The 26,463-nt window shown below is 36.5% G+C and carries 27 protein-coding genes and 1 riboswitch; of the genes, 12 read left to right on the top strand and 15 right to left on the bottom strand.

Translation table 11 applies throughout. From position 1 onward, the window contains the following. Nucleotides 1-1,515: 1,515 nt before the first annotated feature. Together FG384_RS07020 and FG384_RS07015 are read right to left on the bottom strand one after the other, a co-directional pair. Nucleotides 1,516-2,502, bottom strand: a complete 987-nt coding sequence (locus FG384_RS07020) for a homoserine dehydrogenase (protein ID WP_142641883.1) — start codon at nt 2,500-2,502, stop codon at nt 1,516-1,518. A 132-nt stretch (nt 2,503-2,634) separates the two neighbouring features. Next, nucleotides 2,635-3,927, bottom strand: coding sequence for an O-acetylhomoserine aminocarboxypropyltransferase/cysteine synthase family protein (locus tag FG384_RS07015; RefSeq protein ID WP_142641882.1), 1,293 nt, complete (start codon nt 3,925-3,927; stop codon nt 2,635-2,637). A gap of 114 nt (nt 3,928-4,041) precedes the next feature. After that, nucleotides 4,042-4,157, bottom strand: a riboswitch (SAM riboswitch). Nucleotides 4,158-4,297: 140 nt separating this feature from the next. On the opposite strand from FG384_RS07015, the gene FG384_RS07010 reads away from it, so the two are divergent. After that, nucleotides 4,298-4,939 (top strand): glycerol-3-phosphate acyltransferase, encoded by a 642-nt coding sequence (locus tag FG384_RS07010; protein WP_142641881.1) that lies wholly within the window; start codon nt 4,298-4,300, stop codon nt 4,937-4,939. Nucleotides 4,940-4,957: 18 nt separating this feature from the next. After that, on the top strand, nt 4,958-5,545 hold the full coding sequence (locus FG384_RS07005; protein ID WP_205961754.1) for a YdcF family protein: 588 nt from the start codon (nt 4,958-4,960) through the stop codon (nt 5,543-5,545). A gap of 975 nt (nt 5,546-6,520) precedes the next feature. Here FG384_RS07005 and FG384_RS07000 read toward each other — a convergent pair. Both FG384_RS07000 and FG384_RS06995 read right to left on the bottom strand, forming a co-directional pair. After that, entirely contained in the window at nt 6,521-6,868 is a 348-nt protein-coding gene (locus FG384_RS07000; protein ID WP_142641880.1) for a GIY-YIG nuclease family protein, read from the bottom strand. Nucleotides 6,869-6,886: 18 nt separating this feature from the next. After that, entirely contained in the window at nt 6,887-7,642 is a 756-nt protein-coding gene (locus FG384_RS06995) for a DUF2087 domain-containing protein (protein WP_142641879.1), read from the bottom strand. Between the two features lie 163 nt (nt 7,643-7,805). On the opposite strand from FG384_RS06995, the gene FG384_RS06990 reads away from it, so the two are divergent. From FG384_RS06990 to FG384_RS06970, 5 genes are all read left to right on the top strand, one after another. After that, a complete protein-coding gene (locus tag FG384_RS06990; protein WP_142641878.1) occupies nt 7,806-9,503 on the top strand; it encodes a M3 family oligoendopeptidase in 1,698 nt (565 codons plus the stop codon). 18 nt (nt 9,504-9,521) lie between these two features. Beyond that, nucleotides 9,522-9,929: an RDD family protein gene (locus FG384_RS06985; protein WP_142641877.1), complete on the top strand. Its 408-nt coding sequence runs from the start codon at nt 9,522-9,524 to the stop codon at nt 9,927-9,929. Nucleotides 9,930-10,054: 125 nt separating this feature from the next. Next, entirely contained in the window at nt 10,055-10,708 is a 654-nt protein-coding gene (locus FG384_RS06980; protein WP_142641876.1) for a lysoplasmalogenase, read from the top strand. Between the two features lie 36 nt (nt 10,709-10,744). Further along, nucleotides 10,745-11,971, top strand: coding sequence for a peptidase T (gene pepT, locus FG384_RS06975; RefSeq protein WP_142641875.1), 1,227 nt, complete (start codon nt 10,745-10,747; stop codon nt 11,969-11,971). Between the two features lie 12 nt (nt 11,972-11,983). After that, the gene (locus tag FG384_RS06970; protein ID WP_142641874.1) at nt 11,984-12,949 is read left to right on the top strand and encodes a DMT family transporter; all 966 of its coding nucleotides are present in this window, start codon (nt 11,984-11,986) and stop codon (nt 12,947-12,949) included. Between the two features lie 56 nt (nt 12,950-13,005). Here the strand turns inward: FG384_RS06970 and FG384_RS06965 are convergent, their stop codons facing one another. Both FG384_RS06965 and FG384_RS06960 read right to left on the bottom strand, forming a co-directional pair. Next, nucleotides 13,006-13,344: a DUF6054 family protein gene (locus FG384_RS06965; RefSeq protein ID WP_142641873.1), complete on the bottom strand. Its 339-nt coding sequence runs from the start codon at nt 13,342-13,344 to the stop codon at nt 13,006-13,008. Nucleotides 13,345-13,518: 174 nt separating this feature from the next. After that, on the bottom strand, nt 13,519-14,712 hold the full coding sequence (locus tag FG384_RS06960; RefSeq protein ID WP_142641872.1) for an NAD(P)-dependent malic enzyme: 1,194 nt from the start codon (nt 14,710-14,712) through the stop codon (nt 13,519-13,521). Nucleotides 14,713-15,128: 416 nt separating this feature from the next. On the opposite strand from FG384_RS06960, the gene FG384_RS06955 reads away from it, so the two are divergent. The 3 genes from FG384_RS06955 (at nt 15,129) to FG384_RS06945 (ending at nt 16,412) form a co-directional block, all read left to right on the top strand. Continuing rightward, complete coding sequence (locus FG384_RS06955; protein WP_142641871.1) at nt 15,129-15,818, top strand: hypothetical protein; 690 nt, start codon at nt 15,129-15,131, stop codon at nt 15,816-15,818. Between the two features lie 80 nt (nt 15,819-15,898). After that, nucleotides 15,899-16,213 (top strand): DUF3243 domain-containing protein, encoded by a 315-nt coding sequence (locus FG384_RS06950; RefSeq protein ID WP_142641870.1) that lies wholly within the window; start codon nt 15,899-15,901, stop codon nt 16,211-16,213. Further along, nucleotides 16,203-16,412, top strand: coding sequence for a hypothetical protein (locus FG384_RS06945; protein WP_142641964.1), 210 nt, complete (start codon nt 16,203-16,205; stop codon nt 16,410-16,412). Before FG384_RS06950 ends, FG384_RS06945 begins: the two co-directional genes overlap by 11 nt. 116 nt (nt 16,413-16,528) lie before the next feature. On the opposite strand, the gene FG384_RS06940 is transcribed toward FG384_RS06945, so the two are convergent. The 4 genes from FG384_RS06940 to FG384_RS06925 form a co-directional block, all read right to left on the bottom strand. Next, nucleotides 16,529-17,068: a biotin transporter BioY gene (locus FG384_RS06940; RefSeq protein WP_142641869.1), complete on the bottom strand. Its 540-nt coding sequence runs from the start codon at nt 17,066-17,068 to the stop codon at nt 16,529-16,531. A 900-nt stretch (nt 17,069-17,968) separates the two neighbouring features. Continuing rightward, the gene (locus tag FG384_RS06935; RefSeq protein WP_142641868.1) at nt 17,969-18,355 is read right to left on the bottom strand and encodes a DnaJ family domain-containing protein; all 387 of its coding nucleotides are present in this window, start codon (nt 18,353-18,355) and stop codon (nt 17,969-17,971) included. A gap of 70 nt (nt 18,356-18,425) precedes the next feature. Continuing rightward, on the bottom strand, nt 18,426-18,878 hold the full coding sequence (locus FG384_RS06930; RefSeq protein ID WP_142641867.1) for a PH domain-containing protein: 453 nt from the start codon (nt 18,876-18,878) through the stop codon (nt 18,426-18,428). Nucleotides 18,879-18,890: 12 nt separating this feature from the next. Further along, a complete protein-coding gene (locus FG384_RS06925) occupies nt 18,891-19,970 on the bottom strand; it encodes an AI-2E family transporter (RefSeq protein ID WP_142641866.1) in 1,080 nt (359 codons plus the stop codon). A 142-nt stretch (nt 19,971-20,112) separates the two neighbouring features. On the opposite strand from FG384_RS06925, the gene FG384_RS06920 reads away from it, so the two are divergent. Continuing rightward, nucleotides 20,113-20,553: an NUDIX hydrolase gene (locus tag FG384_RS06920; protein WP_142641865.1), complete on the top strand. Its 441-nt coding sequence runs from the start codon at nt 20,113-20,115 to the stop codon at nt 20,551-20,553. 70 nt (nt 20,554-20,623) lie between these two features. On the opposite strand, the gene FG384_RS06915 is transcribed toward FG384_RS06920, so the two are convergent. From FG384_RS06915 to FG384_RS06905, 3 genes are all read right to left on the bottom strand, one after another. Next, nucleotides 20,624-21,193 (bottom strand): GNAT family N-acetyltransferase, encoded by a 570-nt coding sequence (locus FG384_RS06915; protein ID WP_142641864.1) that lies wholly within the window; start codon nt 21,191-21,193, stop codon nt 20,624-20,626. Nucleotides 21,194-21,205: 12 nt separating this feature from the next. Beyond that, on the bottom strand, nt 21,206-22,078 hold the full coding sequence (locus FG384_RS06910; RefSeq protein ID WP_142641863.1) for an AraC family transcriptional regulator: 873 nt from the start codon (nt 22,076-22,078) through the stop codon (nt 21,206-21,208). Between the two features lie 344 nt (nt 22,079-22,422). Continuing rightward, complete coding sequence (locus FG384_RS06905) at nt 22,423-23,868, bottom strand: DEAD/DEAH box helicase (protein WP_420849949.1); 1,446 nt, start codon at nt 23,866-23,868, stop codon at nt 22,423-22,425. 206 nt (nt 23,869-24,074) lie between these two features. Between FG384_RS06905 and FG384_RS06900 the strand changes: the two genes are divergently transcribed. Continuing rightward, the gene (locus tag FG384_RS06900; protein WP_142641861.1) at nt 24,075-24,296 is read left to right on the top strand and encodes a DUF2187 family protein; all 222 of its coding nucleotides are present in this window, start codon (nt 24,075-24,077) and stop codon (nt 24,294-24,296) included. Here FG384_RS06900 and recQ read toward each other — a convergent pair. Continuing rightward, nucleotides 24,281-26,047: a DNA helicase RecQ gene (gene recQ, locus FG384_RS06895; RefSeq protein ID WP_142641860.1), complete on the bottom strand. Its 1,767-nt coding sequence runs from the start codon at nt 26,045-26,047 to the stop codon at nt 24,281-24,283. The two genes, FG384_RS06900 and recQ, sit on opposite strands and share 16 nt — an antisense overlap. Nucleotides 26,048-26,100: 53 nt before the next feature. After that, the gene (locus FG384_RS06890) at nt 26,101-26,325 is read right to left on the bottom strand and encodes a hypothetical protein (RefSeq protein ID WP_142641859.1); all 225 of its coding nucleotides are present in this window, start codon (nt 26,323-26,325) and stop codon (nt 26,101-26,103) included. Between the last annotated feature and the right edge of the window lie 138 nt (nt 26,326-26,463).

Below are 26,463 nucleotides of genomic sequence, written 5' to 3'. Positions count from 1 at the left end.
TATTTCTAGAAAATCGTTGATAAAGGCGACACTCCTGCGGGAATTGCGTTAGTCGAAGACCCCGCGCGTAGCGAGGAGGCTGAGGCAACGCCCGCGGAAAGGGAGCCGGTTCAACGATTTTTTTATTTATAAAATATTCAACAACCCCATCTGGCAAAGTCTAATTATAACGATTAGTGACCTCAGCATAGCGATTGCACTGAAAAACCGTCTATTCTTTAAATAAATACTTTTTCATTTCTAGAAAATCGTTGATAAAGGCGACACTCCTGCGGGAATTGCGTTAGTCGAAGACCCCGCGCGTAGCGAGGAGGCTGAGGCAACGCCCGCGGAAAGGGAGCCGGTTCAACGATTTTTTTATTTATAAAATATTAAACAACCCCATCTGGCAAAGTCTAATTATAACGATTAGTGACCTCAGCATAGCGATTGCACTGATAAACCGTCTATTCTTTAGATAAATACTTTTTCATTTCTAGAAAATCGTTGATAAAGGCGACACTCCTGAGGGAATTGCGTTAGTCGAAGACCCCGCGCGTAGCGGGGAGGCTGAGGCAACGCCCGCGGAAAGGGAGCCGGTTCAACGATTTTTTTATTTATAAAATATTAAACAACCCCATCTGGCAAAGTCTAATTATAACGATTAGTGTCCTCAGCATAGCGATTGCACTGAAAAACCGTCTATTCTTTAAATAAATACTTTTTCATTTCTAGAAAATCGTTGATAAAGGCGACACTCCTGCGGGAATTGCGTTAGTCGAAGACCCCGCAGCGTAGCGAGGAGGCTGAGGCAACGCCCGCGGAAAGGGAGGCCACTGAAAAAGTCACTTTTTTTCAAAAAATAAAAACGAAATCCCATAATTCCTTCACTTTTTAGGGTGTTTATGGGGACGTCATGCCAATTTTGATACAAATATACTTCTCAAGTGGTGACTTTATTTTCTGAATTTTGGTTTTTCAGTGGCCTCCGGAAAGGGAGCCGGTTCAACGATTTTTTTATTTATAAAATATTAAACAACCCCATCTGGCAAAGTCTAATTATAACGATTAGTGACCTCAGCATAGCGATTGCACTGAAAAACCGTCTATTCTTTAAATAAATACTTTTTCATTTCTAGAAAATCGTTGAAAAAGGCGACACTCCTGCGGGAATTGCGTTAGTCGAAGACCCCGCAGCGTAGCGAGGAGGCTGAGGCAACGCCCGCGGAAAGGGAGCCGGTTCAACGATTTTTTTATTTATTGAAATATTAAACAAACCAATCTGGCAACTTCGAATTATAGGGACTTTTTCAGTACCCTCAAGCAGCAAAGCGAAGGAGGTGGCCAAAGCGCTAAATCTCATTAGCACCGCAGAAACACATAGTTTCTTAACTTTTAAAAGTACTTTCTCCGATGAGGGGAAAGTACTTTTTATTTATTTTAAAGTAAACTTTAACCCTTGCTCTCAAATTTAAATTAGTTATTTTCAAACAAATAGGACGATACTCTACGAGTAGAGATCATCCTATTTATTAATTATATTGTAATCATAAATCCTGCGCGTTTTCCGATAATTTCTGCGTAGTCTTCTACCATGACACTTGCAGTTGGATACATTCCTGCTCCAGGACCTACTAAAGTAAGTGTTCCAATGTAGTTTGTATCTAGTGAAACAGCGTTATTTACTCCTTCTATCGCATATAAAGGATGATCAGGACCAACAAGCTGAGGTCCAACCGAAGCGAAAAGCTCTCCGTTTTCGTCTTGGACGATTTCTGCTACGTGCCGATAACGAAGTCCTTCTAGTTTCGCTTTTTTCACATCCTCTAGTGAAATTTCTGTTATTCCCTCTACTCGTACATCGTTCCAGTTTGGCTGCTTTCCAAAAGCTAGCGCACTTAAAATCATCAATTTACGGAACGCATCTTGGCCAGAAACATCATTATACGGATCTGCTTCAGCATATCCTAACATTTGCGCCTCTTTTAAAGCACTATCAAATGGACACTCCTCTAAACGCATTTGCGTTAAAATATAGTTCGAAGTCCCGTTTAAAATCCCCTGTATTTTCTTCACAGAGTTTACTTGAAGTAAATTTTTCAACGTTTTAATGACAGGAACTCCACCTGCAGTTGTCGCTTCATATCCTACAAATACACCACGTGATTTTGCTCGTTCGTGAAGCGGGATACTATATTTAGAGAACATCACTTTATTCGCCGTAATAACGTGACACCCTTTATCAATTGCTCTACATAAGTAGCCGTATGCTGGATCTTCGTTCACAATAGCTTCGAAGACCACTTGAAGCCCTGGAATATTAATAATATCCTCAAAATCATCTGTTACTAATACGCCAGGTGTTGCTGGTCTTTCTTTCGCTAGATTATTAATAAGAATAGCGCTAATTTCAATATCTAACCCCAGCGATTTTTTAAGATCCTCTTTCTTATCATTCACAATATGATATATTCCTTGGCCGACTGTTCCAAATCCTAAGATTGCTGCCTTTATTTTTGCCATACCTTCTCCTCCAAACGAACCTGCACAATTGAGCTTGCGTATTCATATTCTAATAAAATCCACATCGCAAAAAGTTACGATTAACTATTTTACATATTGTAGACTATTTTTGCCCAATTAACAACAAAAATTCTACCTAGAGAGGACATTTGTTTTCCCTACAAGTACTTTATCCAATGCATTTTGTAGGTCTTCGACTGCCTCGAGCCCTACAGACAAGCGAATTAGATCCTCTGTTACACCCGATTTTACTAAATCCTCAGGTGTTAATTGTTGGTGGGTAGTGGAAGCTGGATGAATTATGAGTGATTTTGCATCCCCTACGTTTGCTACATGAGAGAAAATTTCGATGTTGTCAATGATGTGTCGACCTGCTTCTTTTCCACCTTTTACCCCAAATGTTAAGATTGATCCGAAACCATTGCTTAAATATTTTTGTGCTAATTCATAGGAAGGGTGATTATCTAATCCTAAATAGTTAACCCATTCTACTCCTTCATGTTTCGATAAATATTGTGCTATTTTTTGTGCATTTTCATTGTGCTTTGGCACTCGTAAATGTAGCGTTTCTAACCCTTGTAGAAAAGAAAATGCACTTTCAGGGCTTAGTGATGGACCGAAATCCCGAAGCAACTGAACACGTAGTTTTATGGCAAACGCTACCTGCGGAACATCAATTCCATAACGCAAGCCATGATACGTTACATCTGGCTCAGTAAACCCAGGGAATTTATCGGAATCCCAATCGAAATTTCCTCCGTCTACCACTACTCCACCGATTGTAGTTCCGTGACCGCCAATCCATTTAGTAGCTGAGTGAATGACAATATGTGCTCCGTGTTTAATAGGGTTCGCACCATATGGGCTAGCAAATGTATTATCTACTAGTAGGGGTATCCCTACCTCGTTGGCAATGGTAGATACTTTCTCAACATCTAGGACATTTAGACTTGGATTCCCAATTATTTCGGCAAAGAATCCTTTTGTTTTATCTGTAACCGCTCTGCGGAAGTTTTCTGGGTCTGTTGAATCCACGAATTTTACAGTAATACCGTAGCAAGGCAATGTATGGGCAAATAAATTGAATGTACCTCCGTATAAGTTTTCTGCAGCAATAATTTCATCACCAGCTCCAGCAATATTCAAAATGGAGAAAGCAATTGCAGCCATTCCGGAGGATAATGCTACAGCCGCTGTTCCACCTTCTAGTAAAGCAACTCGTTGTTCAAAAACATCAACAGTTGGATTCATGATGCGTGAATAGATGTTGCCAGACTCTTTTAATGCAAATAGATTTTGTGCATGTTCTGTGTCTCGAAATACAAAAGAAGTAGTTTTGTGAATAGGCACTGCTCTTGAGCCTGTCACTGGATCTGGCTGTTGGCCGCCATGTAAAAGAAGTGTTTCTGGGTGAAGATTTGTCATTTGAATTCCTCCTAGAAAGTAGTTTAGATGGACACTGTGGAGGTGGGAGAGGATTTTGGAACAACAAAAACCCCTCTTCGTTTAAGAAGAGGGGTGCAGTTTCGCATGTTCCTCCTCTTATCTTCCAAATTCGTAAATCGAATTTGTAGGATTTAGCACCTTTCCAAGTTCAGTACTTGGTGGTTGCCGGGCATCTTAGGGCCTAGTCCCTCCGCCACTCTTGATAAGAGTATTAGATTTAGTTTTCCATCTTGTTACACAGTATATGATTATATGAAACTTTTAGTCAAGTATTAAAATAAAAAATTCTGAAACTTCTCCTAGGGTTGTACGTTACATGTATAGGGGATATTTATTTGGAGGTGATATGATGGAAATTTGGATTATAAGTATTCTCATTATTAGTTATTTAATCGGAGCAATACATGGCTCGAAAATTGCCCAGTTTTTTAGCGGAGTTAATATTAAAAAAGAGGGCCTTAAAAATTCTGGAGCTTCCAATGCAGCAATTGTTCTTGGAATGAAATATGGAATTTTAGTTGCAATTATTGATATTTTTAAAGGAGTACTCGCTATCATCGGCGTCCGCTTCGTTCTGCAAAGCTACTCTAATTTTTCATTAGCTGAACAGGATTTATTACTTTATTTAGCCGGTGCTGCTGTTATTCTAGGACATAATTTCCCGATATACACAGGATTTAAAGGTGGAAAAGGTACTGCATCTATTATTGGTATTCTTTTTGCAATTCATTGGCCTATTGGATTAATTGGACTTTTATTATTAATTGCGGTGACTTTTTTATCGGACTATTTACTGATTGGTGTATTTGTGTTTTATTTTGTATTTATTGTAGCTTCGATTTGGTTTGCAGAAGGGCTTTCACCAATAATTATTGCAGGCTTTTTGTTTCTAATGGCTGTCCTATTGCATATAGAAAATTTCAAGCGATTATTTCGGAACGAAGAAATGAGAATTTCTACTTTTCTTCGAAGGAAAAAACCGTCTTTGTAAATGAAATGAGTGAACTAGATGACGAAAAAAAAAAGGTGGATTGTGCTTATCCCTCTATTAGTTATTGCTTCCGTTGGATTTGGTATGTGGATGCTTACTAGTAAATGGCTAGATGATGGGCTTGAACCAAAAGCCGATGGATCTAATGAATACGCCATCGTATTAGGTGCAAAAGTAAAAAAAGGGAATATCCCATCTCTAGCACTACAATACCGATTGGAATCTGCACTAGATTATGCTACGAAGTATCCACATGTAAAGATTGTTTTATCTGGTGGACAAGGTTCTGATGAGGAAATTGAGGAAGCAGTGGTAATGAAAAATTATCTTCTCGAAAATGGAATAGCGGAAGACAGACTCATTGTAGAAGATCAGTCGACTTCCACTTATGAAAACCTATTGTACTCTCAGAAGTTACTGCCAGATGACGTAACTTCTGTCACCATTATTACTAGTGACTATCACTTACAGCGGGCGAAAATACTTGCTGAAAAGCTGAACTGGGATACGGACGTCGTTGCAGCTCCAACCCCAAAAGTTGTGGAAACGAAAGTACGGTTACGAGAAAGATTAGCATTGTTAAAGACTCATATTGTTGGAAAATGACTCCGATTATATTCGGAGTCGATTAAAGACGAATGACATACTGGATAAATTTTATTTTTATCAGAATCAAGCTTCTATCTAACAACCAAATGATTAGCTGAGACTACTTAATTAATCGTAATATCTCTATCTGGACACCATCGCATAACAACTCTCTAATTCAATACGTTTAGGAAAAAGCTGCGATACTCCTGCGGAAATACGGAGCGTCCAAGACCCCGCACGAGGTTGCGAAGGCACTGAAAAACTGTCTATTTTGTAATGTAAATACTTTTGCATTTCTAGAAAATCGTTGAAAAAGGCGACACTCCTGCGGGAAAAGCGTTAGTCGAAGACCTCGCAGCGAAGCGAGGAGGCTGGTAACGCCCGCGGAAAGGGAGCCGTTTCAACGATTTTCTTATTTATTGGAATATTGGACAACCTCATCTGGATGCAGAAACGTAGCGGAGGTACAAAAACTGTCTATTTTGTAATGTAAGTACTTTTTCATTTCTAGAAGATTGTTGAAAAAGGCGATACTCCTGCGGGAAAAGCGTTAGTCGAAGACCCCGCAGCGAAGCGAGGAGGCTGAGGCAACGCCCGCGGCAAAGGAGGTCACTGAAAAAGTCACTTTTTTTCAAAAAATAAAAACGAAATCCCATAATTCCTTCACTTTTTAGGGTGTTTATGGGGACGTCATGCCAATTTTGATACAAATATACTTCTCAAGTGGTGACTTTATTTTCTGAATTTTGGTTTTTCAGTGGCCCGCGGCAAAGGAGCCGTTTCAACGATTTTCTTATTTATTGGAATATATTAGACAGTACCACTTAGCAAAGTCGAATTATAGAGACTTTTTCAGTGCCCACAGCATAGCGAGAAGGAGGCTTGTCGTTACGTCAGCGGAAAGCGATTGGCTTTTTCCGGACTCAAAAAGTAACAATTCATTTAATAAAAGACTAAGGCTTCCGTCTATACGGAAGCCTTTGCTTAAACCTATTTTGTGTGGTACCCATTTTCCCCATAAGGTTGTAGATCTTCTAGCCATTTGTCTAAGAGTTTTTCTAGTTCTTTCTTTTCGTCGATATACTGATTTTCTGGTTTTTTCAGAATTTCTACTTCCTCGATATCAAATGCGTCTTTCCCGAATTGTTTCCAATCTTCCTGGAGCAAACGATTTGTGTGTGTGCCTGTTTCCAGTGTAAATTTTGTCCCGTTTAATGTTTTAAAGTTCCGAGTGGATGCAACAAACTTTTTACCGTTCTGCTTATTTGTAATGACATATATTCCTCCTTCCACTTTTACTTCTTTGTATTCTTGTTTTAGTTCTTTTTTCCGATTCATTATATTCAATCCTTTACTTTAGTTTTTAACCCAGTACTCGCTACCGTCATCTCTTCTGTCTAAAAATCCATACTCAATCAGATAACGTCTTAATGTGACGAAGTCAGCATATACATTTTTTAGTACCTCATTTATTTCTTTTTCACTATAGATTTTTTCTATGTCAAAACGCTTTATAATTACACGAAGTGTAGCCAATTTTTGCTTTTCTTTTTTAGGGAATTTTATGAGTGGACCATCAATTCCTTTTGGGAAAAATTTCTTTTCCACATCTTCTTGTTCTTCTTTTGTCATATTGTATCTGTCATCAACCATCGTTGCTGTCTTGTGAAGCGGTAAAAATGCCGGTGCATGGTCATCTTTTTCTTTCAGCAATTCCATCATAGTTAAGAAAATTTTAGCTTGTCGCTCCTTTTCTTTTAATACGAAACGATGATTACGTATCGTCGAGCTACTGCCAATATTCAACTCTGACTGAATTTCTCCATCGCTTTTTCCATCATAAAACAGCCGTAGTAAACTATTTTGATGATCTGTTAATCCTGTTAATTTTTTATTCAATCCAATTAGATAATGAAACATGGACCCATGCTCTTTCTCAAGATGTAGTTTCATAAATCGTTCTGCTTCAAATAAAACTTCTTGATGTGGGTAAATAATCCCTTTTTCTACACTTTCACCACAAACTAAACAAACAAAAGCTTCCTTTTTTTCCACATAACCTGCTTTCAATTGTTCTAAATCAGCATTCCAAAATAATTCCGAAATCTCCATTTTATAAACACACCCTTTATTTACTCGCTATTTTATAAACATATTATATCATTGTCTATAAAATATCAAACTAAAAATAATGATTGCAATATATCAGAAAATAATGAACAATGGAAATGAAAACGTTTCGTAATTCGAAGAAACGATCGGGAGGAGAATATCATTGGTTACATTTAAAGACTACGAATACAAACGCCCAGATTTCGAAGAAGGAAAAGCAAAATTTACAGAGTTACTTGAACAATTTAAACGCGCATCAACAGTGGATGAACAAAGTACAGCAATTGAAGCTATCAATGCATTTCGAAATAACTTTTCAACGCAAGCAAATCTAGTTTATATTCGAGCATCGATTGATACAAACGATGAGTTTTATCAAAAAGAACGTGATTACTTTGATGAACTAAGTCCACAAATGGATGAGCTTATTACGGAGTATTATAAAGCGCTTATTGTCTCTCCTTTCCGAAAAGAGCTTGAAGAAAAATGGGATAGTCAATTGTTCGCTCTAGCAGATTTTCAAATTAAATCATTTGCTCCTGAAGTAATTTCTCTTATGCAAAAGGAAAATAAATTGGCCTCTGACTATTCAAAACTTGTTGCATCCGCACAAGTGGAATTTAACGGTGAACTATTGACGCTTGCACAACTAGGACCGTTCTCAGAATCAACGGATCGAGATGTACGAAAAAAGGCAACAGATGTTAGATTTAATTTTTTCCAAGAACATGAAGAAAAATTTGATGAGATTTATGATCAGCTTGTGAAAGTTCGCCATGAGATTGCTATGAAACTAGGTTATAAAAACTTCGTAGAGCTTGGTTATGTTCGTATGAACCGCATCGATTACAATGCTGAAATGGTGAAAAAGTTCCGTGATCAAGTTCGTGACTTTATCGTGCCTGTTGCAACTAAATTATATGAACGCCAGGCTAAACGCATAGGTGTCGATAAACTAAAGTATTATGATGAATCTCTTAATTTCTTATCTGGAAATGCAACCCCACAAGGTTCACCAGAGTGGATCGTGGAAAATGGAAAGAAAATGTATGAAGAGCTTTCTCCTGAAACAGCGGAGTTTTTCCAGTTTATGATTGATCGTGATTTGATGGATCTAGTTGCGAAAAAAGGGAAAGAATCTGGAGGTTATTGTACATTTATCGAAGATTACGAGTCTCCATATATTTTCTCTAATTTTAATGGAACTTCTGGGGATATCGATGTACTTACGCATGAAGCAGGTCACGCATTCCAAGTATATACAAGCCGAAACATTGGAATACCAGAATACCTTTGGCCAACATATGAGTCTTGTGAAATTCACTCCATGAGTATGGAATTTTTCACATGGCCTTGGATGGAGCTATTCTTTAAAGAGCAAACAGATAAATATAAATTTGCTCATTTGAGTAGTGGGCTCTTATTCCTTCCTTATGGAGTTGCAGTCGATGAATTCCAACATGCAGTGTATGAAAACCCAGAAATGACTCCTGCAGAACGAAAAGCTGCTTGGAAAAAAATTGAGGAAATATATTTACCTCACCGTGATTATGATGGCAATAGTTACCTAGAAGCAGGTGGATTTTGGCAACGTCAAGGTCATATCTACGCGAGTCCTTTTTATTATATTGACTACACGTTAGCTCAAATTTGTGCATTCCAATTTTGGAAACGCTCAAGAGAAGATCATGAATCTGCTTGGAAGGATTATTTGCACTTATGCCAATTAGGTGGCTCTAAATCTTTCACTAAATTAGTAGCAGGAGCAAATCTTATCTCGCCATTTGAAGAAGGCTGTGTAGAATCTGTTATTGGTTCGATTGATGACTATTTAAATAGTGTCGATGATTCCGCGTTATAATTTTAAAGGAGTTATTTCATGTTAAATCCAGTTGGCTTTTGGGCACGATTAGGTGCTGGTTTATTAGATGGCATCATTATTGGGATTCCATTATCAATTATATGTAATATCATTTTAGGAGAGTCATCTAATTCTTGGCTCACAACAATAACTGATTCTATTTATTCTTTAGTTGTACCTCTATTATGGACTGGATATACAGTAGGTAAGAGAATTGTAGGTATACGAATTGTTAAAATAGATGGATCCAATGTAAACTTTTGGACAATGTTCAAACGTGAAATCATTGGTTGGATTCTTTACTCACTGACATTTGGAATAGGCGTTATCGTGAGTGCATTTATGGTAGGACTACGGGAAGACAAACGAGCAATTCATGATTTTATTGCAGGAACGTATGTAACTAGTGATCCCCCAGAATATTAAAAGATGAAAGAACAAGCTTGAGCAATTATTCAGGCTTGTTCTTTTTTTATTTTTCTTTCGCATACAATATTGCAGGATATTAAATTGCAGTAACGAATATAAGAATAGAGGGGTGTTGCTTTTTTATGTGGAGTAAAATTATTTCGGTTTTCATTGCGGTTATGGGAATTCTTTATATTTTCTTTATACCAGAAGATCCTGTATCTACTAAAATTATTTTTAAACTTATTCCTATGCTGCTCATTTTATTGTTGGCATTTATTCAACCTTCTAGGGAACCTAAAAAGTATAAATTGCTCATAATAGTGGGGCTATTTGTTTGTATGCTAGCAGATGGGTTAATTTATTGGTTTATTATTGGACTGATTACATTTTTAATCGGGCATATTTGGTATATTTTTGCGTTCCGTCAAATAAAAAAAGCAGCTATTCCTAGATGGGGAGCCGTCCTCCTCCTAGTATATGGTATTGCAATGGCAACTTGGTTAGCTGGAACTCTTTTGTCACAAGGGGAGTATATTTTAGCTGGGGCTGTCATTCTCTATATAGTTGTAATTTTACTAATGGGTTGGAATGCTTTTCAAACAGCAAATAGATTTGCTATCATTGGGGCTATTTTATTTATTTTCTCGGACTCTGTACTTGCGATTAATAAATTTATTATTGATATTCCTTTTTCGGACGCCTTTATTATGATTTCCTATTACGGAGCACAATTTTTAATTGCTTTTAGTATCTATGCTCATTATTCCGCATCTCGAAAGAATCTGCTAAAATAAGAATATACTTATAATTTTGAAAGGGGATTTATTCTCATGAAAGAAACATTAATTGAGCGTTTAACTCGCTATGCAAAAATAGATACACAATCAAATGCTTCAAGCGCCTCTTGCCCATCAACTGAAGGTCAATGGGATTTGCTTCATCTGTTAGAAAAGGAGCTAGCTGAAATCGGTCTAGAAGAAATTACTTTAGATGAAAATGGTTATTTATTTGCCTCTTTACCATCTAATACTGATAAGGACTTACCGACAATTGGGTTTTTAGCACATGTCGATACTGCTACTGACTATACAGGTAAAAATGTAAATCCTCAGCGCATCGATAATTATGACGGACAAGATATCATCCTAAATGCGTCAACTGTAATGTCTGTAGCTGATTTTCCTGAACTAAAAAAATATGTTGGTCACACACTTATTACAACAGATGGGACTACACTTTTAGGTGCGGACAATAAAGCAGGTATTGCGATTATTATGACTGCTATGGAATATTTCGTTCAAAACCCAGAAGTGAAACACGGAAAAATTCGTGTGGCATTTACTCCAGATGAAGAAATTGGACGCGGACCGCATAAGTTTGATGTAGAAAAGTTTGGAGCAAAATTTGCATATACAATGGACGGAGGTCCACTTGGTGAATTGCAATATGAAAGCTTTAATGCTGCCGGCTCAAAAGTAGTAACGAACGGTACGAGTGTGCATCCAGGTTCTGCTAAAGGGAAAATGGTGAACTCAATTACAATCGCTACTAAATTCCAATCTCACATGCCAGTAGATGCTGTTCCAGAAAAAACAGATGGTCATGAAGGATTTATTCACTTAATGAATATTAATGGTGATGTAGAAAAAACAGAGCTTAGTTATATTATTCGTGATCATGACCGTGAAAAGTTTGAAGCGAAAAAGCAATTGTTCTTAGATACTGCTGAGAAAATTAAAGCAGAATATGGAGAAGGTGCTATTTCTGTTGAGTTAAACGACCAGTACTATAATATGGGTGAAAAAATTACACCTGTAATGGAAATTGTAGATATAGCAAAAGATGTAATGGTTTCACTTGATATTGAGCCATTAATCATTCCTATTCGTGGAGGAACGGATGGATCACAACTTTCCTATATGGGTATGCCAACTCCTAACGTGTTCACTGGTGGAGAAAATTATCATGGTAAATACGAATATATTTCCATAGATGCTATGGAGAAGTCAACGGAAGTTTTGAAAGGTATCATCCTATCGTTTGAAAAACAAGCTTAAGTAGGTGTTAATGTGCGTGAAATATTACTAGGTGTTTTAGCCTCTTTATTTTTTGCAGTAACCTTTATACTTAATCGTTCGATGGAAATATCGGGAGGGAGCTGGCTTTGGAGCTCTTCCCTCCGCTACTTTTTTATGGTGCCTTTTTTAATCATTATCGTTTATTATCGAAAAGGAATATCTACAACGTTTAAGGAATTAAAAACTGCTCCAGCCCCATGGTTGGTGTGGAGCTTTGTTGGATTTGTACTATTTTACGCTCCGTTAACTTTTGCTGCTGCATATGGACCAGGTTGGTTAATATCTGGGATGTGGCAATTTACAATTGTAGCTGGGGTCATTCTAGCACCATTATTTACGTTGAAAGTCGGGAATCGAATCATTAAGCAAAAGATTCCACTCGTATCACTTTATATCTCATTCGTTATTTTAATCGGAATTATACTTATACAAATACCTAATACGCAAACTATCTCCCTAAATATGATCCTTCTTGGAATTCTACCTGTTCTAGTCGCTGCTTTTGCCTACCCACTAGGAAATAGGAAAATGATGGGGCATTTAGAAGGCAGATTAGATACATTTCAGCGCGTTTTAGGTATGACAATAGCTTCGATGCCAGCTTGGATATTATTGTCCATTTATGCGATTTTCACAGTTGGCCTACCTTCCGCGGGCCAAGTCGTACAGTCGCTTATCGTAGCTGTCAGCTCTGGGGTTATTGCAACAATTCTATTCTTCATGGCAACGGATCGTGTTCGTGATCATCAAGGAAAACTTGCTGCTGTTGAGGCAACTCAATCTACTGAAATTATTTTTGTCATTATCGGAGAAATGTTTTTACTCCACGTTCCACTACCAGCACCAATCGCTTTAGCTGGACTCGGTATTATTATTTTAGGGATGTTCTTACATAGTTACTATACAAAAATATTAAATACAAGAGTTCAAACTCTAAAGTCAAAAAATAATACTTAATCTCATATTTCCAATAAAAGTGCAGAGTTATAAATAACTCTGCACTTTTTGCTTACTTATACTATATATTCACCTAAAACCTTTTCCACACTGTTTACGAAACTTCCACCTGCTCCCCAGTCGAATCGGAAAAACATCCCTTCTCCTCCTCCTGATGCAGCAGCATGCACTTTCGTTTTATTCTCTAAATTATCGACTGTGACTGTTAATGAGGTACGATTGCTTGTGCGCATATAATACTTTTCTAAAACGCATACAACCACCTGATGTTCTCCCACTATACGTTCATATATATCTACAATGGCTCCTGAAATACTTCCCTGCACTAAAGAATTCTGAAGAATTTCCAGGGCGTCTTTTGGTGATAATGATACATAAAATTCACGTACATCCATTTAAATCGCCTCTCTTCCTCTTGTTCTTAGTTCTACGTTTGAAAGGAGGAAAAGTTTCTAAAAGTGACAAGAAGAGAGGAGACATCATTAAAAATAAAATGTAATAAACCTAATTAAAAAGCATACCAAAGAGGGAATCTTCCCTTTCTGAAATGCCTTTAATTAGGGATATGCTTATTTAATTGCCGGTTGAAACAAATTAGATACACCCGATTCAATCGCAGCATCACTTACTGCTTGTGCAACTGCATCTACTACTCGCTCATCAAACGCATCTGGAATAATATAATCATCTCTAATGTCACGTTCATCTATAAGTGAAGCAATTGCTTGCACAGCTGCTAGCTTCATTTCTTCATTTATATCTGTTGCTCTAATGTCTAGGGCGCCTCTAAAAATACCCGGAAACGCTAATACGTTATTCACCTGGTTTGGATTATCAGAGCGTCCGGTCGCAATAACTCTTACTCCCCATTCTTTCGCCAAGTTATACGAGATTTCAGGTGTCGGATTTGCTAAAGCAAAGACAATCGGTTCATCATTCATCAAATCAATCATTTCTTTCGTTAATAGATTCGCTACTGAAACACCAATGAATATATCAGCACCTTCCATTGCGTCTTTCAACGCCCCTTTTAATCCAAGTGGGTTCGTTGTACTAGCAATAGATTCTTTAATCGGATTCATACCTTCCTCTCGACCTTCATAAATAATTCCTGTTGAATCACACATAATAATTTGTTGATAGCCCAATTGTTGAAGAATACGTAAAATAGCCATTCCTGCCGCACCGGCCCCATTTATAACTACTTTCAATAGTGGAATTTCTTTCTTTACAAGTTTCACCGCATTTTGAAGACCTGCTCCAACTACAATAGCCGTCCCATGCTGATCGTCATGAAATACTGGAATTTCCAACTCTTGACGAAGACGATCTTCTATTTCAAAACAACGAGGAGCAGAAATATCTTCTAAATTAATCGCGCCAAATGTCGGACTTAGTGCTTTTACAATTTGTACAATTTCATCTACATTTTTTGTATCGAGACAAATCGGAAAAGCATCTACATTTGCAAACCTTTTTAATAAAATTGCTTTTCCTTCCATAACCGGTAAAGCAGCTTCTGGTCCAATATCTCCAAGCCCCAATACTGCAGTCCCATCTGTTACTACCCCTACTAGGTTTCCCTTCGATGTGTAATCATAAATCGTTGAAGGATTATTTTTTATTTCAATACAAGGTTCTGCTACACCAGGAGAATAAGCCAGACTCAAATCACTCATACTTTCCATAGGAACCTTTGAAACTAATTCTATTTTCCCTTTACTCTCTCGATGCAAATTCAACGCACGTGTCCTCAAATCCATCTACTCACTCACCTATCCTCATAATTTCTAATTCATCAGGTACTTCATACCTAATAAACGCTATATTCTGAAAATTATAGATGCAGTAAATTTCAAAGTCAATGCATTAGTCTTAGTGAAATTCTTCATATATATTTTCCTAAGTTTATATTTTTATTACATAATTTGTAATTAAAATATATAATCAGTTGTTCTTTTAGACATAAAAAAAATTCGGTAACCAAAATGGGTTACCGAAGTACATGAATGCACTATCTTAACGTCGAGGGGGTTAAGTGTGCGAATGATCAGCTACAATTTGGAGAAAAGTCGCTGGTAAGAACCTTCTCACATTAAGAGTAAGTTTCTATATGGTAATGATAATCATTTTCAATTAAATTGTCAACACTTTTATGAAATAATTGTATACTATTTGTATGACTACTTTAACGAACGATCAAATCCGACAATTTCATAATTATAGTGTGTATTTTGAGTCTTCCAGCACTCCTCTTTTTCATGCCAAAAATGTAAATACTGCACTTCCTATTATAAAACTAATTTCAGGAGCTTCGAACGATCCAATTGCTGCATCCTTTTTCATGAGAAGAGTAGGAATGTTCATTTCTATGCAGTTTTATATGATGACTTTGTATGATGAAATTTGGGATGGCCCTCTTGAGCAAATTCAATTTTTTGCAACGAAAGAGTATGGAAACAAAACGATTAGTACAGTGATACCATTAGAGTTTTTCCGAGAAGTGAAAGAAGATCGTATAGAAGATGTAAGACTAGTATGGGAACATCAATGTCATTCCATTATTAAGCTACTTCGCTCACAATGTAGTATCTCTCCTATTACTCTTTGGGAAAATGTTTTTAGCTATTTGTTATGGCATTATTACGTTTTTTTAGAAAATCCGGTCATAGCAGAAAATGCAGCCGAAGACTGGAACCTTCTGCAACATTCGTCCATTTGGACATCATTTTCTTCTAAAAACCTTTTGACAAATTATTTAAAAGGCAAAAGTCCATCAGAATTAATAAACACAAGAGTACGAACGACTTGTTGTTTTTCAAAAGATATTCCTGGTCTACAAAAATGCGGTTTTTGTCCACTCGATTAAAAAAACTTAAAAAAAAATGAATTTTTGATAATGCTTTGGGAATAGCTAATAAGAGTTCAAAATAAAAGGAGTGAGATGACTTGGGAAACAAAATAGATGAACGAGTGGAACAAAAACTGAATAGTATTGGTACTGAAGAAAAAGAAGAGATATTAAAAAATTTCTCTTCCTTCAAGTCCTATTTATCCGGCAAAGTAGCTGCTGGTGAAAAAATGGGATTAAGTGAAGAAGTATTAGCAAAAGCAACCGAAAAAGTTGCTGGATATTTAGCAGCACATGAAGAACCTCGTAACAGAGAAGAACATTTATTACAACAATTATGGAATAGTGGAAACAAAGAACAACAGCAAGCACTTAGCCATATGCTTTTGAACCTTGTCAAAAATGAAGGATAAGGTTCGAAAAGATGCACAAGGGCGCTTTCTAGATAATCCCGATGGAGTACGTACAACGAAAGAAAGTTTGTTTGATATGCATGAAGATATGCAAACGGTTGACTCCATTCCAGTGGAAGAGCTCAATATTCAAATACAAGATGAACAATACCACCACCACACAAAAAATCGATCTTTAAGTGAAGAACGATACCCCTAATCAAAGCGACAACATCCTCTTCTTAAAATGGAGAGGCAATGAAGCAAGTAGGAATATTTTCTACTTTACCCCTAATACTAAAAAATCATGCTCCGAACTGCCCCGGAGCATGATTTTTATATTAATTTTGCTGCTACTAAACGATTTCTTATAATAATACCTAAAACTGCTGCCACAACTGCTTTTGCTAAGTCTGGGAGTATAAACGGAAGCATTCCGCCTTTTATCGCACCGTCCCAAGGTAAATCTGCTACCACCTTAAGCCAAAGCGTACCAATAATTAATATAATGAATACTGCCACCATATTCGCTACAATAGCGTGTACTTTCGTATGTCCAAACTTCTCTAAATACCAACCAATGAAAAATGCTGCAGGAATGATTGCTATTAAATATCCACCCGTAGGACCTAATATGATTCCAAATCCACCTTTCATTCCAGCATAGACAGGAATGCCAACTGCACCCATTAATACATAAACTGTAACTGCCAATGTTCCATACTTCTTCCCAAGAATCGTTGCTGTTAACATGACTGCGATCGTCATTAACGTGAACGGTACTGGTGGAATATTAATCATTATTTGAGCTGCAACTGATATAATTGCAGCGAATAAAGCAGCAACAATCATCATTTTTAAACGGTCGTTTCTCATTTTGATTCCCCCTATGTAAAATGAGTTAACTTTACTCTGTTTGTTTGTTAACTCAAAAACATCATAATAAATATAGAGAACTTCGTCAATATAAAAAAGTGCCTCATGTAAACATGAGACACACAGACTGATGGAAAGCAGTTGATTTCCGCTACAGGCGAACGCTTTCCGCGGGCGTGGCTTGAGCCTCTTCGGTCGCTATGCTCCCTGAAGGGTCTCAAGACTCACGTTACTCCCGCAGGAGTCGTCGCCCTCCGCTCCAATCATCAACTATAACACCGAGGAGATGGATATGATGATTCATTTGATATTCAAATTGGATGCCATGATTGTTTGTTCGTTCATAATCCATGAAATACAGTCTATTTTTTAATGTAAATACTTTTTCATTTTTAGAAAATCGTTGAAAAAGCGACACTCCTGCGGGAATAGCGTTAGTCGAAGACCCCACAGCGAAAGCGAGGAGGCTGAGGCAACGCCCGCGGAAAGGGAGCCGTTTCAACGATTTTCTTATTGATTGATCTATTGAACAACCTCATCTGGCACGTCCGCAGGAGTCTCGCAGATTTTTCCTTTACGAATTGAATTAGTAAAGATTGGATGCAATTTCGAAATAAGTCTAGATTATTTTAGATTTTCTTACACCACCATCGTTTAGTCTCTCTTTAATAAATGAAAAGAGCGAGATGGGGTTGTCTAAAAAACAAAAAAGTAGAGGGGATCCTAACAATCCACGCTCTACTTTTTATTTCTAGAAAATCGTTGAAAAAGCGACACTCCTGCGGGAATAGCGTTAGTCGAAGACCCCACAGCGAAAGCGAGGAGGCTGAGGCAACGCCCACGGAAAGGGAGCCGTTTCAACGATTTTCTTATCTATTGGTTAACATAAGACATTCTTTTTCACCAAAGTTTACTTGAGGATTTGATGGTTTCTAATCGAACAACACCTTTTTGCATTGGTGGTGGACATGATTTATTGTATTCAATAATTTTTTCATTAACTTTTGTCACTCGAAATTGTAATTCGCTTTTTTGCCCATTCTCATATTTTTCGGCGATGTCTTTTAACTCATCCCGAATCTCATGTTGAAGCTTTAACCAATGTGGTTTGAATCCAGCATCTTTCGCTATCTTTTGAAAATGTTGAAATATATCTCCGGAAAAATAATCTTCCGGTAGTGGTTTTCCTTGCCCCTTCAGATTATCCATTCCTCCGGTTTTTTCATAATTCCTTAAGATATCACCGATTAAATCACTACTTGGTTTATTAAAATGTTCCTTGTCCATTTGCAATCCCCCACTTCAGATTGTTGACAAATGTGTTAAATTTGCACGCTTACTCAGGAGCAATACTTCATTACTTAACAACATGGATATGTGGTGCTTTTTCTAATAGAACCTTGATGAAATCCTCTTTTTCTAATGGTGAAATAATGACACTCCCCATAAAAGCTTGTTTATAATGAATTTCAAGTGCGTCTTTAGAAGAAAGGATTCTATAACCGACTAGTATTTGTGAAGTAGGATTTACTTTAGTAATGTCCTTATACGGAATTTTGCTTCTGAATAATCCACCTCTGACGTATAAATAATCGGTGTGAAATGTGTATTCTATATCAAAGGTAATCCATAACATAAAACCAGCAATTAGTATAAATAACACAAATAATATGATTATTGCTACATAGTCAGGCGCTTCTGTAAAAAATAATTCATAAACAACCGGCCAAAGTGTCGCTAATGCAATTATGCCTATTGCAAAAATAATTAGGGTAATAAACGTACGATCTCGTTTTGAATTAAAGGTCATAGTCCCACCTCACTAAACAGATTCTGTTGCAGCATCTTTAATACCTTCTCGATGCGCGTAAATATTTTTTAAGATCGATTTTACCACTGCATAAGTTGGAACACCTAAAATAATTCCCCATAATCCAGCGATATTACCTGCCGCTAAAATAATCGTAATAACCGTTAACGGATGAATATCTAGAGATTTTCCCATCACATTTGGTGTAATAAGGTTACTTTCAATTTGTTGCGATACAAGCATAATAATTGCTACATAAATCGCCAGCTTTGGCTCTTGTATTAACGCGATGATTAGTGCAGGAACAAGTGCAATATATGGTCCTAAGAATGGAATTACATTCATCATCATTCCAAGCAAGGCAAGTAATAACGCATATTGAAGACCAATTGCATAATAACCAATGAATAACATAACTCCAACTAAAAAGCTGACAAATAGCTGACCTTGAATATAAGAACGCAATGTATCATCAATATCTGCTAATGTTTTACGAATCCACGTTTTTTTATCTCCCTTGAAAAACTTTGCAATAAAAGGCGCAAATTTCTCATGATCCTTTAGCATGTAGACAAGGAAGAAAGGCACAAGCACAAACAGGAATACCCCTTGGAACAGATTTTGGATAAACTTGATAAGCAGCGTCCCTGCAGTTACTGCAATTGTATCAATCTTTCCGGATGCCTCTTCCATTGTTTTTTGTAAGGATTCTGGAAGCTTGTCTTGTTGAGTTAAGACATATTTCGTGAAATCCTCTACTTCTTTAACTATTTCTGGAGAATATTTAACTAGTGAATTCACCTGCTTTGCGAGAGGCGGACCAACTAATGAATAGAATAACCATCCAACAAGTCCGATCACAATGAATACCGATAAAATACTAGCCCATCTCGGAAACTTCTTTGACTCTAACCACTTTAGAAGTGGTCTTGTTAAATAAAATAATACTCCCCCTATTAGTAAGGGAATAAATATTGTTTGCGCAACAATAACTATAGGTACAAAAATACTTCTCACTTTCATGAATAGAAAAATTATTACTAATGTAAGTAATATTGCAACACCTACTTGAAACCAACGCTTATTTGCCACCTAACGCTCACATCCTCGACTTATTTCTTATTCCTTTATAGGTAATACGATTCTTCATAATTGAAGTTTCACTTTATTACGTATCTTACCATTTTTTACTGTAAACTAATAATAGAATCATGATTTCGAAAGGAAATTATTTATGGAATATTACAAAGAACTAAGAAAATATGTTGGACATAGCCCTCTCATACTCCCAGGAGCTGTTGTTCTTATTTTGAATGATCAAAATGAAGTATTATTACAAGAACGATCAAGTGGAATTTTTGGTTTACCAGGAGGACTAATGGAGCTTGGAGAAAGCTTAGAGGATACAGCTCGTCGTGAGGTTTTAGAAGAAACAGGTTTGCATATAGATAAGTTAGTATTATGTCATGTGTACTCTGGACGTGATTATTATTTTGAAGTGCCAAATGGAGATGCTTTTTACTCGGTAACTGCAGTATATAAAACGAATGAGTTTATTGGAGCTCTTTCTCCAGATGGAATCGAATCGATTAGTCTTCGTTTTTTTAATCCAAATCATCTACCAGAAGGTATATTAGCATCTTATAGAACATTTATAGAATACGCGCTTTTGTAAATAGATTTTCAAAGGTATTTATTCGTACAAACCCGTTCATAAATGAGAACGGGTTTATAAGGTACTCATTTTAAAAATTATAGTCACTTTGAAGTATTCCAAATATCTCTAAATCGACTATTCCTTTACCTGACCATAAAGTAGCTTGCCTTAATAATCCCTCTTTCATAAAACCATTCTTTAACAAAACCTTTTTTGAAGTTTCATTTGCTGGCATTACCTCTCCTTGAATTCTGTTAATATCAACTTCATCAAATAGAAATTTTATTAATATTTGAACGGATTCAGTCGCAATGCCTTTGCCCCAATATTCTTCTGCCAGAAAGTAACCTATAGATACCATGTTTACTTTTGCGTTAAAGTCCATACATTCTATAATTCCTACCAATTTGTTACTTTGGTTCTTTTGGAAAATTCCCCACTTGATTCTACTTTTTTTATTGAAGTCCCTATCAAAATGGCCAATCATCTTGCTTACTGTTTGCAAGTTATGTTTAGGTATAATCCCACAATACTCAAATACTTTGTCATTATCGTATATTGTAAATAATTCCTGCAAGTGTGCTTCTTCAATTTTACCTAACAATAAATGCTCCGACTCTAGTACGGGAAAATTTTCAAATAGCTTTTCAATATTCATGTAATTCGCTCCTTACTCCTTAATAGGGATATAGATTTTCATTTTCATTTCATTTGGAAATGTTGAATTCATTACATCGGTAATTTCAAAATCTGGAGTTTCTCTTCTATCGTAGTTAGAGTTTGGTAGCCATGTTCCATAAATATATCTTCTAGTATTTTGAACCAATTCAGTAGTACCATTTATTTTGAATTCAGCATATTTACCTTCGGGAATTTCAAGATTTACAAAACCATTCTCTAACTCACTCTGAAATTCCTGAACTTCTTCTCCAACAACAAACGAAAAATGACCATCATCGTGAAATTCCGTCGATATTCCATATGACATATTAGGTGCAGTTTTTTTCGGAATTCGCTCATAATATTTATTTTTGCCAAAATCCAGGTAAAATCCAGGAATTTCCTCGAAATATTTTTCGTTATTTATATTTGTTTCATACTTATAACCAATAGTATATATCCTGTTTAATAAGATTATTTCAGGCTTTATCAATCTGAAATCTCCTTTCAACTCGTTTTTATAATCCAAAAAGTTTAATTTGATTTGTTGTTTGATAAAAGTATTCCCTTTTCGATACCTAGCGGGTGTTACACCAAAATAATTCACAAACGCACGGGTAAAGGCTTCTTGGGAACCGTATTGAAAAGATATGGCTATTTCTAATATGTTCCTTCTTGTTTCCTTTAGTAATATTGCAGCTTCAGAAAGTCTTCTGTTTCTTATATACTCTTGCACAGAAAAACCTGTAATAGATTGAAAAATCCTTTGAAAATGAAATGGCGAGAAATAAGATTTGTAGGAGATTTCAGTAATAATTAACTCCTCTTGCAGATTCATTTCAATGAATTCAATCGATTTTTGTATTCTTTCAAAGTAATCCATATATCAACACCTCTTGTCTAATCTATTCCTATTTTATAGTTCGAAAAGAACGTTTTTTTGATAATTTGTGCTATTTCTTATTTATATATTGTAACCTAACATTCCTTTTACTTGATGAAGTTTTTAATCCCTTTAGCTAAACCTCTCTATCAATTAAGAAAAGCGCATATCCTATGCATTACAGGATCGCTTTGGACGAAATGAACGCTACTCTATTGAAGAAAAAGATGAGATGCTAGGTATTTTGCGAAGAGCTTACTTAGGAGAATGGATGATAGAGTTTGAACAATTACTATTTTGAATTTCTCTAAAAAAAAGAAGAAGGCATAGGCCTTCTTCTTTTTTTATTTGTGCGCAATATGCACTTTTAGTTGTTTGCCTTTTACTGTTGTACTTCTCATTGTTTTTAGAACAAGTGGACCTTTGCCATTTAGTATTTCTACATAGGTCACATTATCTTGAATAGTGATAATTCCAATATCGTCTGCAGTTACACCATTAATTTTCGCGATGGTTCCAACAAAATCGACTGCACGAAGTTTCTTTTTCTTACCTCCGTTGAAATAGAGCTTTGTAATATCTTTGTTTAACTGCTCGCTTTTTGATTTTTTTATTTCCGGTTGCTCCTGCATTTTCAGATCAAATGCAGATCGTTTTTTCGCCACTTCTTCAGCAGATAATTCTGGACCTGAAGGAATCTCAAAGCCAATAAATGCTTCAATTTCTTTTACAAATTTATCTTCATGCGGTGTCGCAAGCATAATCGATTTACCACTACGACCCGCACGACCAGTTCTACCAGTTCGGTGCACGTAGCTTTCTTGCTCAAGTGGAACGTCATAGTGAACAACGTGGGTAATATCTTCGATATCAATTCCTCGAGCAGCTACATCTGTTGCGATTAAATATCGGAAATCGCCTCTTCTAAAGTCATCCATTACTTCAAAACGGTCTTCTTGCATCATCCCGCCATGAATTTTGTCTGCAGTGTAACCTTTACCGTCTAGTGCATCTACAAGTTGATCTACTCGTTCTTTCGTACGACAAAAGATAATACAGCTATCCGGGTTTTCAATAATCGTTAGCTTTTCAAGGAAAGCAAGCTTTTGATCATCTTTTACTACATACTTTAAATGTTCAATATTTGGAGCATTTTCTTCTGCAGCATCAATTTCAATTGAAACTGATTTCTTCATGTATTTGCCACTTAGTGATTTAATCTCATCCGATAATGTTGCAGAGAAAAGCATCGTTGTGCGATTCGACGGTAGTAATTTAATAATTGACTCTACTTGCTCTAAAAAGCCCATGTTTAACATTTCGTCTGCTTCATCCATAATAAGATATTCGATTTTCGAGACATCCAGTGTTCCTTTTTCTATATGATCAAGCACACGACCTGGTGTCCCAACAACGATATGTGTTTTTTGTTTTAATGCTAGCTTTTGTTTAGCAAATGGAGATTTCCCATATAGAGCAAGTCCTTTTATTCGCTTAAAACGCCCAATATTTGTAATATCTTCTTGTACTTGAACAGCCAGCTCCCTCGTTGGTGTCAGTACTAATGCCTGTGGTTTATTTTCTTCCCAATCTACAAGCTCGCATAGTGGTATCGCAAATGCAGCTGTTTTTCCACTTCCAGTTTTCGACTTCACAAGTATATCTTGCTTTTGTAATGCTACCGGGATGACTCTTTCCTGGACTTCTGTCGGCTCTGTGTAGCCTAATTGTTCGATGGCACCTAAAATCTTTTCGTTTAACTTCAACTCTTTAAAATGCACGTTGCATATTCTCCTCTTTAAATACATATTTTTAATGAAACCTATTTGTTATCACTTGTCATACAATACCAAAACTCTATTAACTTTTTCTATCCAACCAATTCAGAGTTTTAGCTAAATTGTTAAATAAGCTCTTTTTCATATTTTAACAGGCTATCTATGTTATAATAGAAATATTACTGTTTGCATGAATAAACTAGAAAAGAGGTAGGCACATGAGTTTCCAACGACAACCAAAAGAAGTTTCAGACTTCGTAGCAGCACGGAAAATTGATGAGAAGATCTCTTTTACTCGTAATGATCACGAAGTGCAAGGTACTATTTTCAAAATTTTAGAGCAATCTGTCATTGTTGAAATATCTACAGAAGATGCAAAAAAGATTAATGTTCCATCTAATTTAACAGTCGTATCACATAAAAACTACAAAGTATTGTAACGACGAATCTCATCGAGAAAAGCTTCTCCATATTTTTCTCGTTTATTTGCACCTACACCGTGTATATCTAACAATTCTTCTTCGGTTTGCGGACGCTTTACGCACATATGTTGTAATGTTTTATCAGAAAAAATAACAAACGGTGGCACACCGGCTTCGTCCGCAATTCTTTTCCGAAGTATTCTTAATCCTTCAAACAACGGATCATTCGTAGCAATTTTTTTTGTTACAGCGACTCCTTTTCGCATTATTTGTCTCTTCCCAAGTAATACATCCTTCCCTTTATCTGAAACATATATCGTAGGTAAGCTCCCTTGATTTACGGAAAGTAATCCTTCGGAAATCATAAACTCCATTAATCCAGAAACCTCTTTTAACGATTTATCCTTCAATATCCCATAAGTAGAGAGGTTAGTAAATCCAAAATCGAGTACTTTTTTGTTTTGTGAACCTGTTAACACTTGCGCTGTAATTGTTTTTCCAAACTTCTGTCCCATTCGAACAACACAAGACAGAACCATCTGTACTTCTTTCGTGACATCCGACATTTCCCTTGTATCTGTGCAATTTCCACATTGGCCACATGGCTCTCCATTCGACTCTCCAAAATAATGCACAATAAACTGTTGTAAGCAGTTTTCTGTATGACAATAATCCACCATACCTTGTAGCTTTTCCAATTCTTGAGGAATTCTTTCGCGATCTAGAGCTTGATCTATTAAAAATCTCTGCGTTTGCACATCTTGTGATGCATATAACACAACACATTCACTCGGAAGCCCATCTCGTCCAGCTCTTCCTGCTTCTTGATAATAACTTTCCATATTTTTAGGAAGTTGGTAATGAATTACATATCGAACATTCGACTTATCGATCCCCATACCAAATGCATTTGTAGCGACCATCACTTGCGCCTCATCAGTAAGAAACCGATCCTGTTCCTTATTTCTAAATGCTTCTGGAAGTCCTGCGTGGTATTTTGCAGCACGTACACCGGCTTTTATTAACAGTTCATGTATTTGATCCACTGTCTTTCTTGTTGCTGCATAAATAATACCAACTTCTTGCTCATTCTTTTTAATAAACTCTTTCAAAAACTTATTTTTATCTTGCCCAAGTACAACAGAAAAAGATAGATTAGAACGTGCAAATCCTGTGATCACAGTATTGTCTTCTTCAATTTGAAGCAATCTGCAAATATCTGCTCGAACATCTGGAGTTGCAGTGGCAGTTAACGCGAGAACGGTTGGTTGTTCGTCAAATACTTCCTTTAAACGATGAATTGCCCTATAGCTTGGTCTGAAGTCGTGTCCCCATTGAGAAATACAATGTGCTTCATCTACAGCAATTAAAGGCACCTTTACACGTTTTAATTGATTTAAAAAGCTTTGAGATTCTAAACGTTCTGGTGCGATGTAAAGCAAACGATATTGCCCGTTTTGGACTTCTTCCATCGTTTCTCTTACCTCTTCTGTAGTTAACGTACTATTAATAAAAGTCGCTGGAATTCCAGCCTGAAGTAAAGTATCTACTTGATCCTTCATAAGTGATATTAGGGGAGAAATAACAACCGTAGTTCCATCTAACAGTAAGGAAGGAATTTGGTAACATAGCGATTTCCCTCCACCAGTTGGCATTACACAAAGACTTGAATTATTGTTTAACACATAGTTAATGATCGTTTCTTGTCCTTCTCGAAACGAATCATATCCAAAATAGTTTTGAAGTAATTGTCTTGCATTATCTAGCATTCCATTCCCTCCTATCTTCTTTTCTTATCTGTTAAGAAAAAAAGGAAAACAGATTACTTTCTGCTTCCCTTTTTGTTTTGCTGATTTGGTTTCGGGTCTACTTTTTGAACATCGGATCCAAGTAATAAGTAGCCAAGACCTCCTGACAAAATACATGCTCCAACAGTAATAAGGATTTTATGTAGTAAAGGTACTTCACTATGATCTTTATTGAGAATCCAAGTAGCTAGTACCGCCACTACGACCATAATCGGAATAACAACTTTCGACTTTTTCACACCGAACTTCCTTCCTAATACATATGTAAAGTATATTGTACCATAAAGAATTCTAGTAGGAGGTGGTGAAAGCATATCAAACTAGTCTTCTTTTTAACAATATTCTCCGGGCCTCCTCTTTCGCATCGCTTGAGGGCA

Source organism: Psychrobacillus vulpis (genome assembly GCF_006861825.1).
In the GTDB taxonomy this organism is placed as follows: Bacteria; Bacillota; Bacilli; order Bacillales_A; family Planococcaceae; genus Psychrobacillus; species Psychrobacillus vulpis.
The sequence above is the reverse complement of the archived record's forward strand: the minus strand, read 5'-3'. Positions and strand labels throughout refer to the sequence as shown.

Bases quoted from the DNA above. Each gene is read 5' to 3' on its own strand.
- FG384_RS06935 (WP_142641868.1), bottom strand. From the start codon at position 18,355: ATGGACAAGGAACATTTTAATAAACCAAGTAGTGATTTAATCGGTGAT.
- FG384_RS07005 (WP_205961754.1), top strand. From the start codon at position 4,958: ATGACGAAAAAAAAAAGGTGGATTGTGCTTATCCCTCTATTAGTTATT.
- FG384_RS07020 (WP_142641883.1), bottom strand. From the start codon at position 2,502: ATGGCAAAAATAAAGGCAGCAATCTTAGGATTTGGAACAGTCGGCCAA.
- FG384_RS06985 (WP_142641877.1), top strand. From the start codon at position 9,522: ATGTTAAATCCAGTTGGCTTTTGGGCACGATTAGGTGCTGGTTTATTA.
- FG384_RS06915 (WP_142641864.1), bottom strand. From the start codon at position 21,193: ATGAATATTGAAAAGCTATTTGAAAATTTTCCCGTACTAGAGTCGGAG.
- FG384_RS06960 (WP_142641872.1), bottom strand. From the start codon at position 14,712: ATGGATTTGAGGACACGTGCGTTGAATTTGCATCGAGAGAGTAAAGGG.
- FG384_RS06980 (WP_142641876.1), top strand. From the start codon at position 10,055: ATGTGGAGTAAAATTATTTCGGTTTTCATTGCGGTTATGGGAATTCTT.
- FG384_RS07000 (WP_142641880.1), bottom strand. From the start codon at position 6,868: ATGAATCGGAAAAAAGAACTAAAACAAGAATACAAAGAAGTAAAAGTG.
- FG384_RS06965 (WP_142641873.1), bottom strand. From the start codon at position 13,344: ATGGATGTACGTGAATTTTATGTATCATTATCACCAAAAGACGCCCTG.
- FG384_RS06910 (WP_142641863.1), bottom strand. From the start codon at position 22,078: ATGGATTACTTTGAAAGAATACAAAAATCGATTGAATTCATTGAAATG.
- FG384_RS07015 (WP_142641882.1), bottom strand. From the start codon at position 3,927: ATGACAAATCTTCACCCAGAAACACTTCTTTTACATGGCGGCCAACAG.
- FG384_RS06920 (WP_142641865.1), top strand. From the start codon at position 20,113: ATGGAATATTACAAAGAACTAAGAAAATATGTTGGACATAGCCCTCTC.
- recQ (WP_142641860.1), bottom strand. From the start codon at position 26,047: ATGCTAGATAATGCAAGACAATTACTTCAAAACTATTTTGGATATGAT.
- FG384_RS06995 (WP_142641879.1), bottom strand. From the start codon at position 7,642: ATGGAGATTTCGGAATTATTTTGGAATGCTGATTTAGAACAATTGAAA.
- FG384_RS07010 (WP_142641881.1), top strand. From the start codon at position 4,298: ATGGAAATTTGGATTATAAGTATTCTCATTATTAGTTATTTAATCGGA.
- FG384_RS06940 (WP_142641869.1), bottom strand. From the start codon at position 17,068: ATGAGAAACGACCGTTTAAAAATGATGATTGTTGCTGCTTTATTCGCT.
- FG384_RS06930 (WP_142641867.1), bottom strand. From the start codon at position 18,878: ATGACCTTTAATTCAAAACGAGATCGTACGTTTATTACCCTAATTATT.
- FG384_RS06955 (WP_142641871.1), top strand. From the start codon at position 15,129: ATGACTACTTTAACGAACGATCAAATCCGACAATTTCATAATTATAGT.
- pepT (WP_142641875.1), top strand. From the start codon at position 10,745: ATGAAAGAAACATTAATTGAGCGTTTAACTCGCTATGCAAAAATAGAT.
- FG384_RS06900 (WP_142641861.1), top strand. From the start codon at position 24,075: ATGAGTTTCCAACGACAACCAAAAGAAGTTTCAGACTTCGTAGCAGCA.
- FG384_RS06945 (WP_142641964.1), top strand. From the start codon at position 16,203: ATGAAGGATAAGGTTCGAAAAGATGCACAAGGGCGCTTTCTAGATAAT.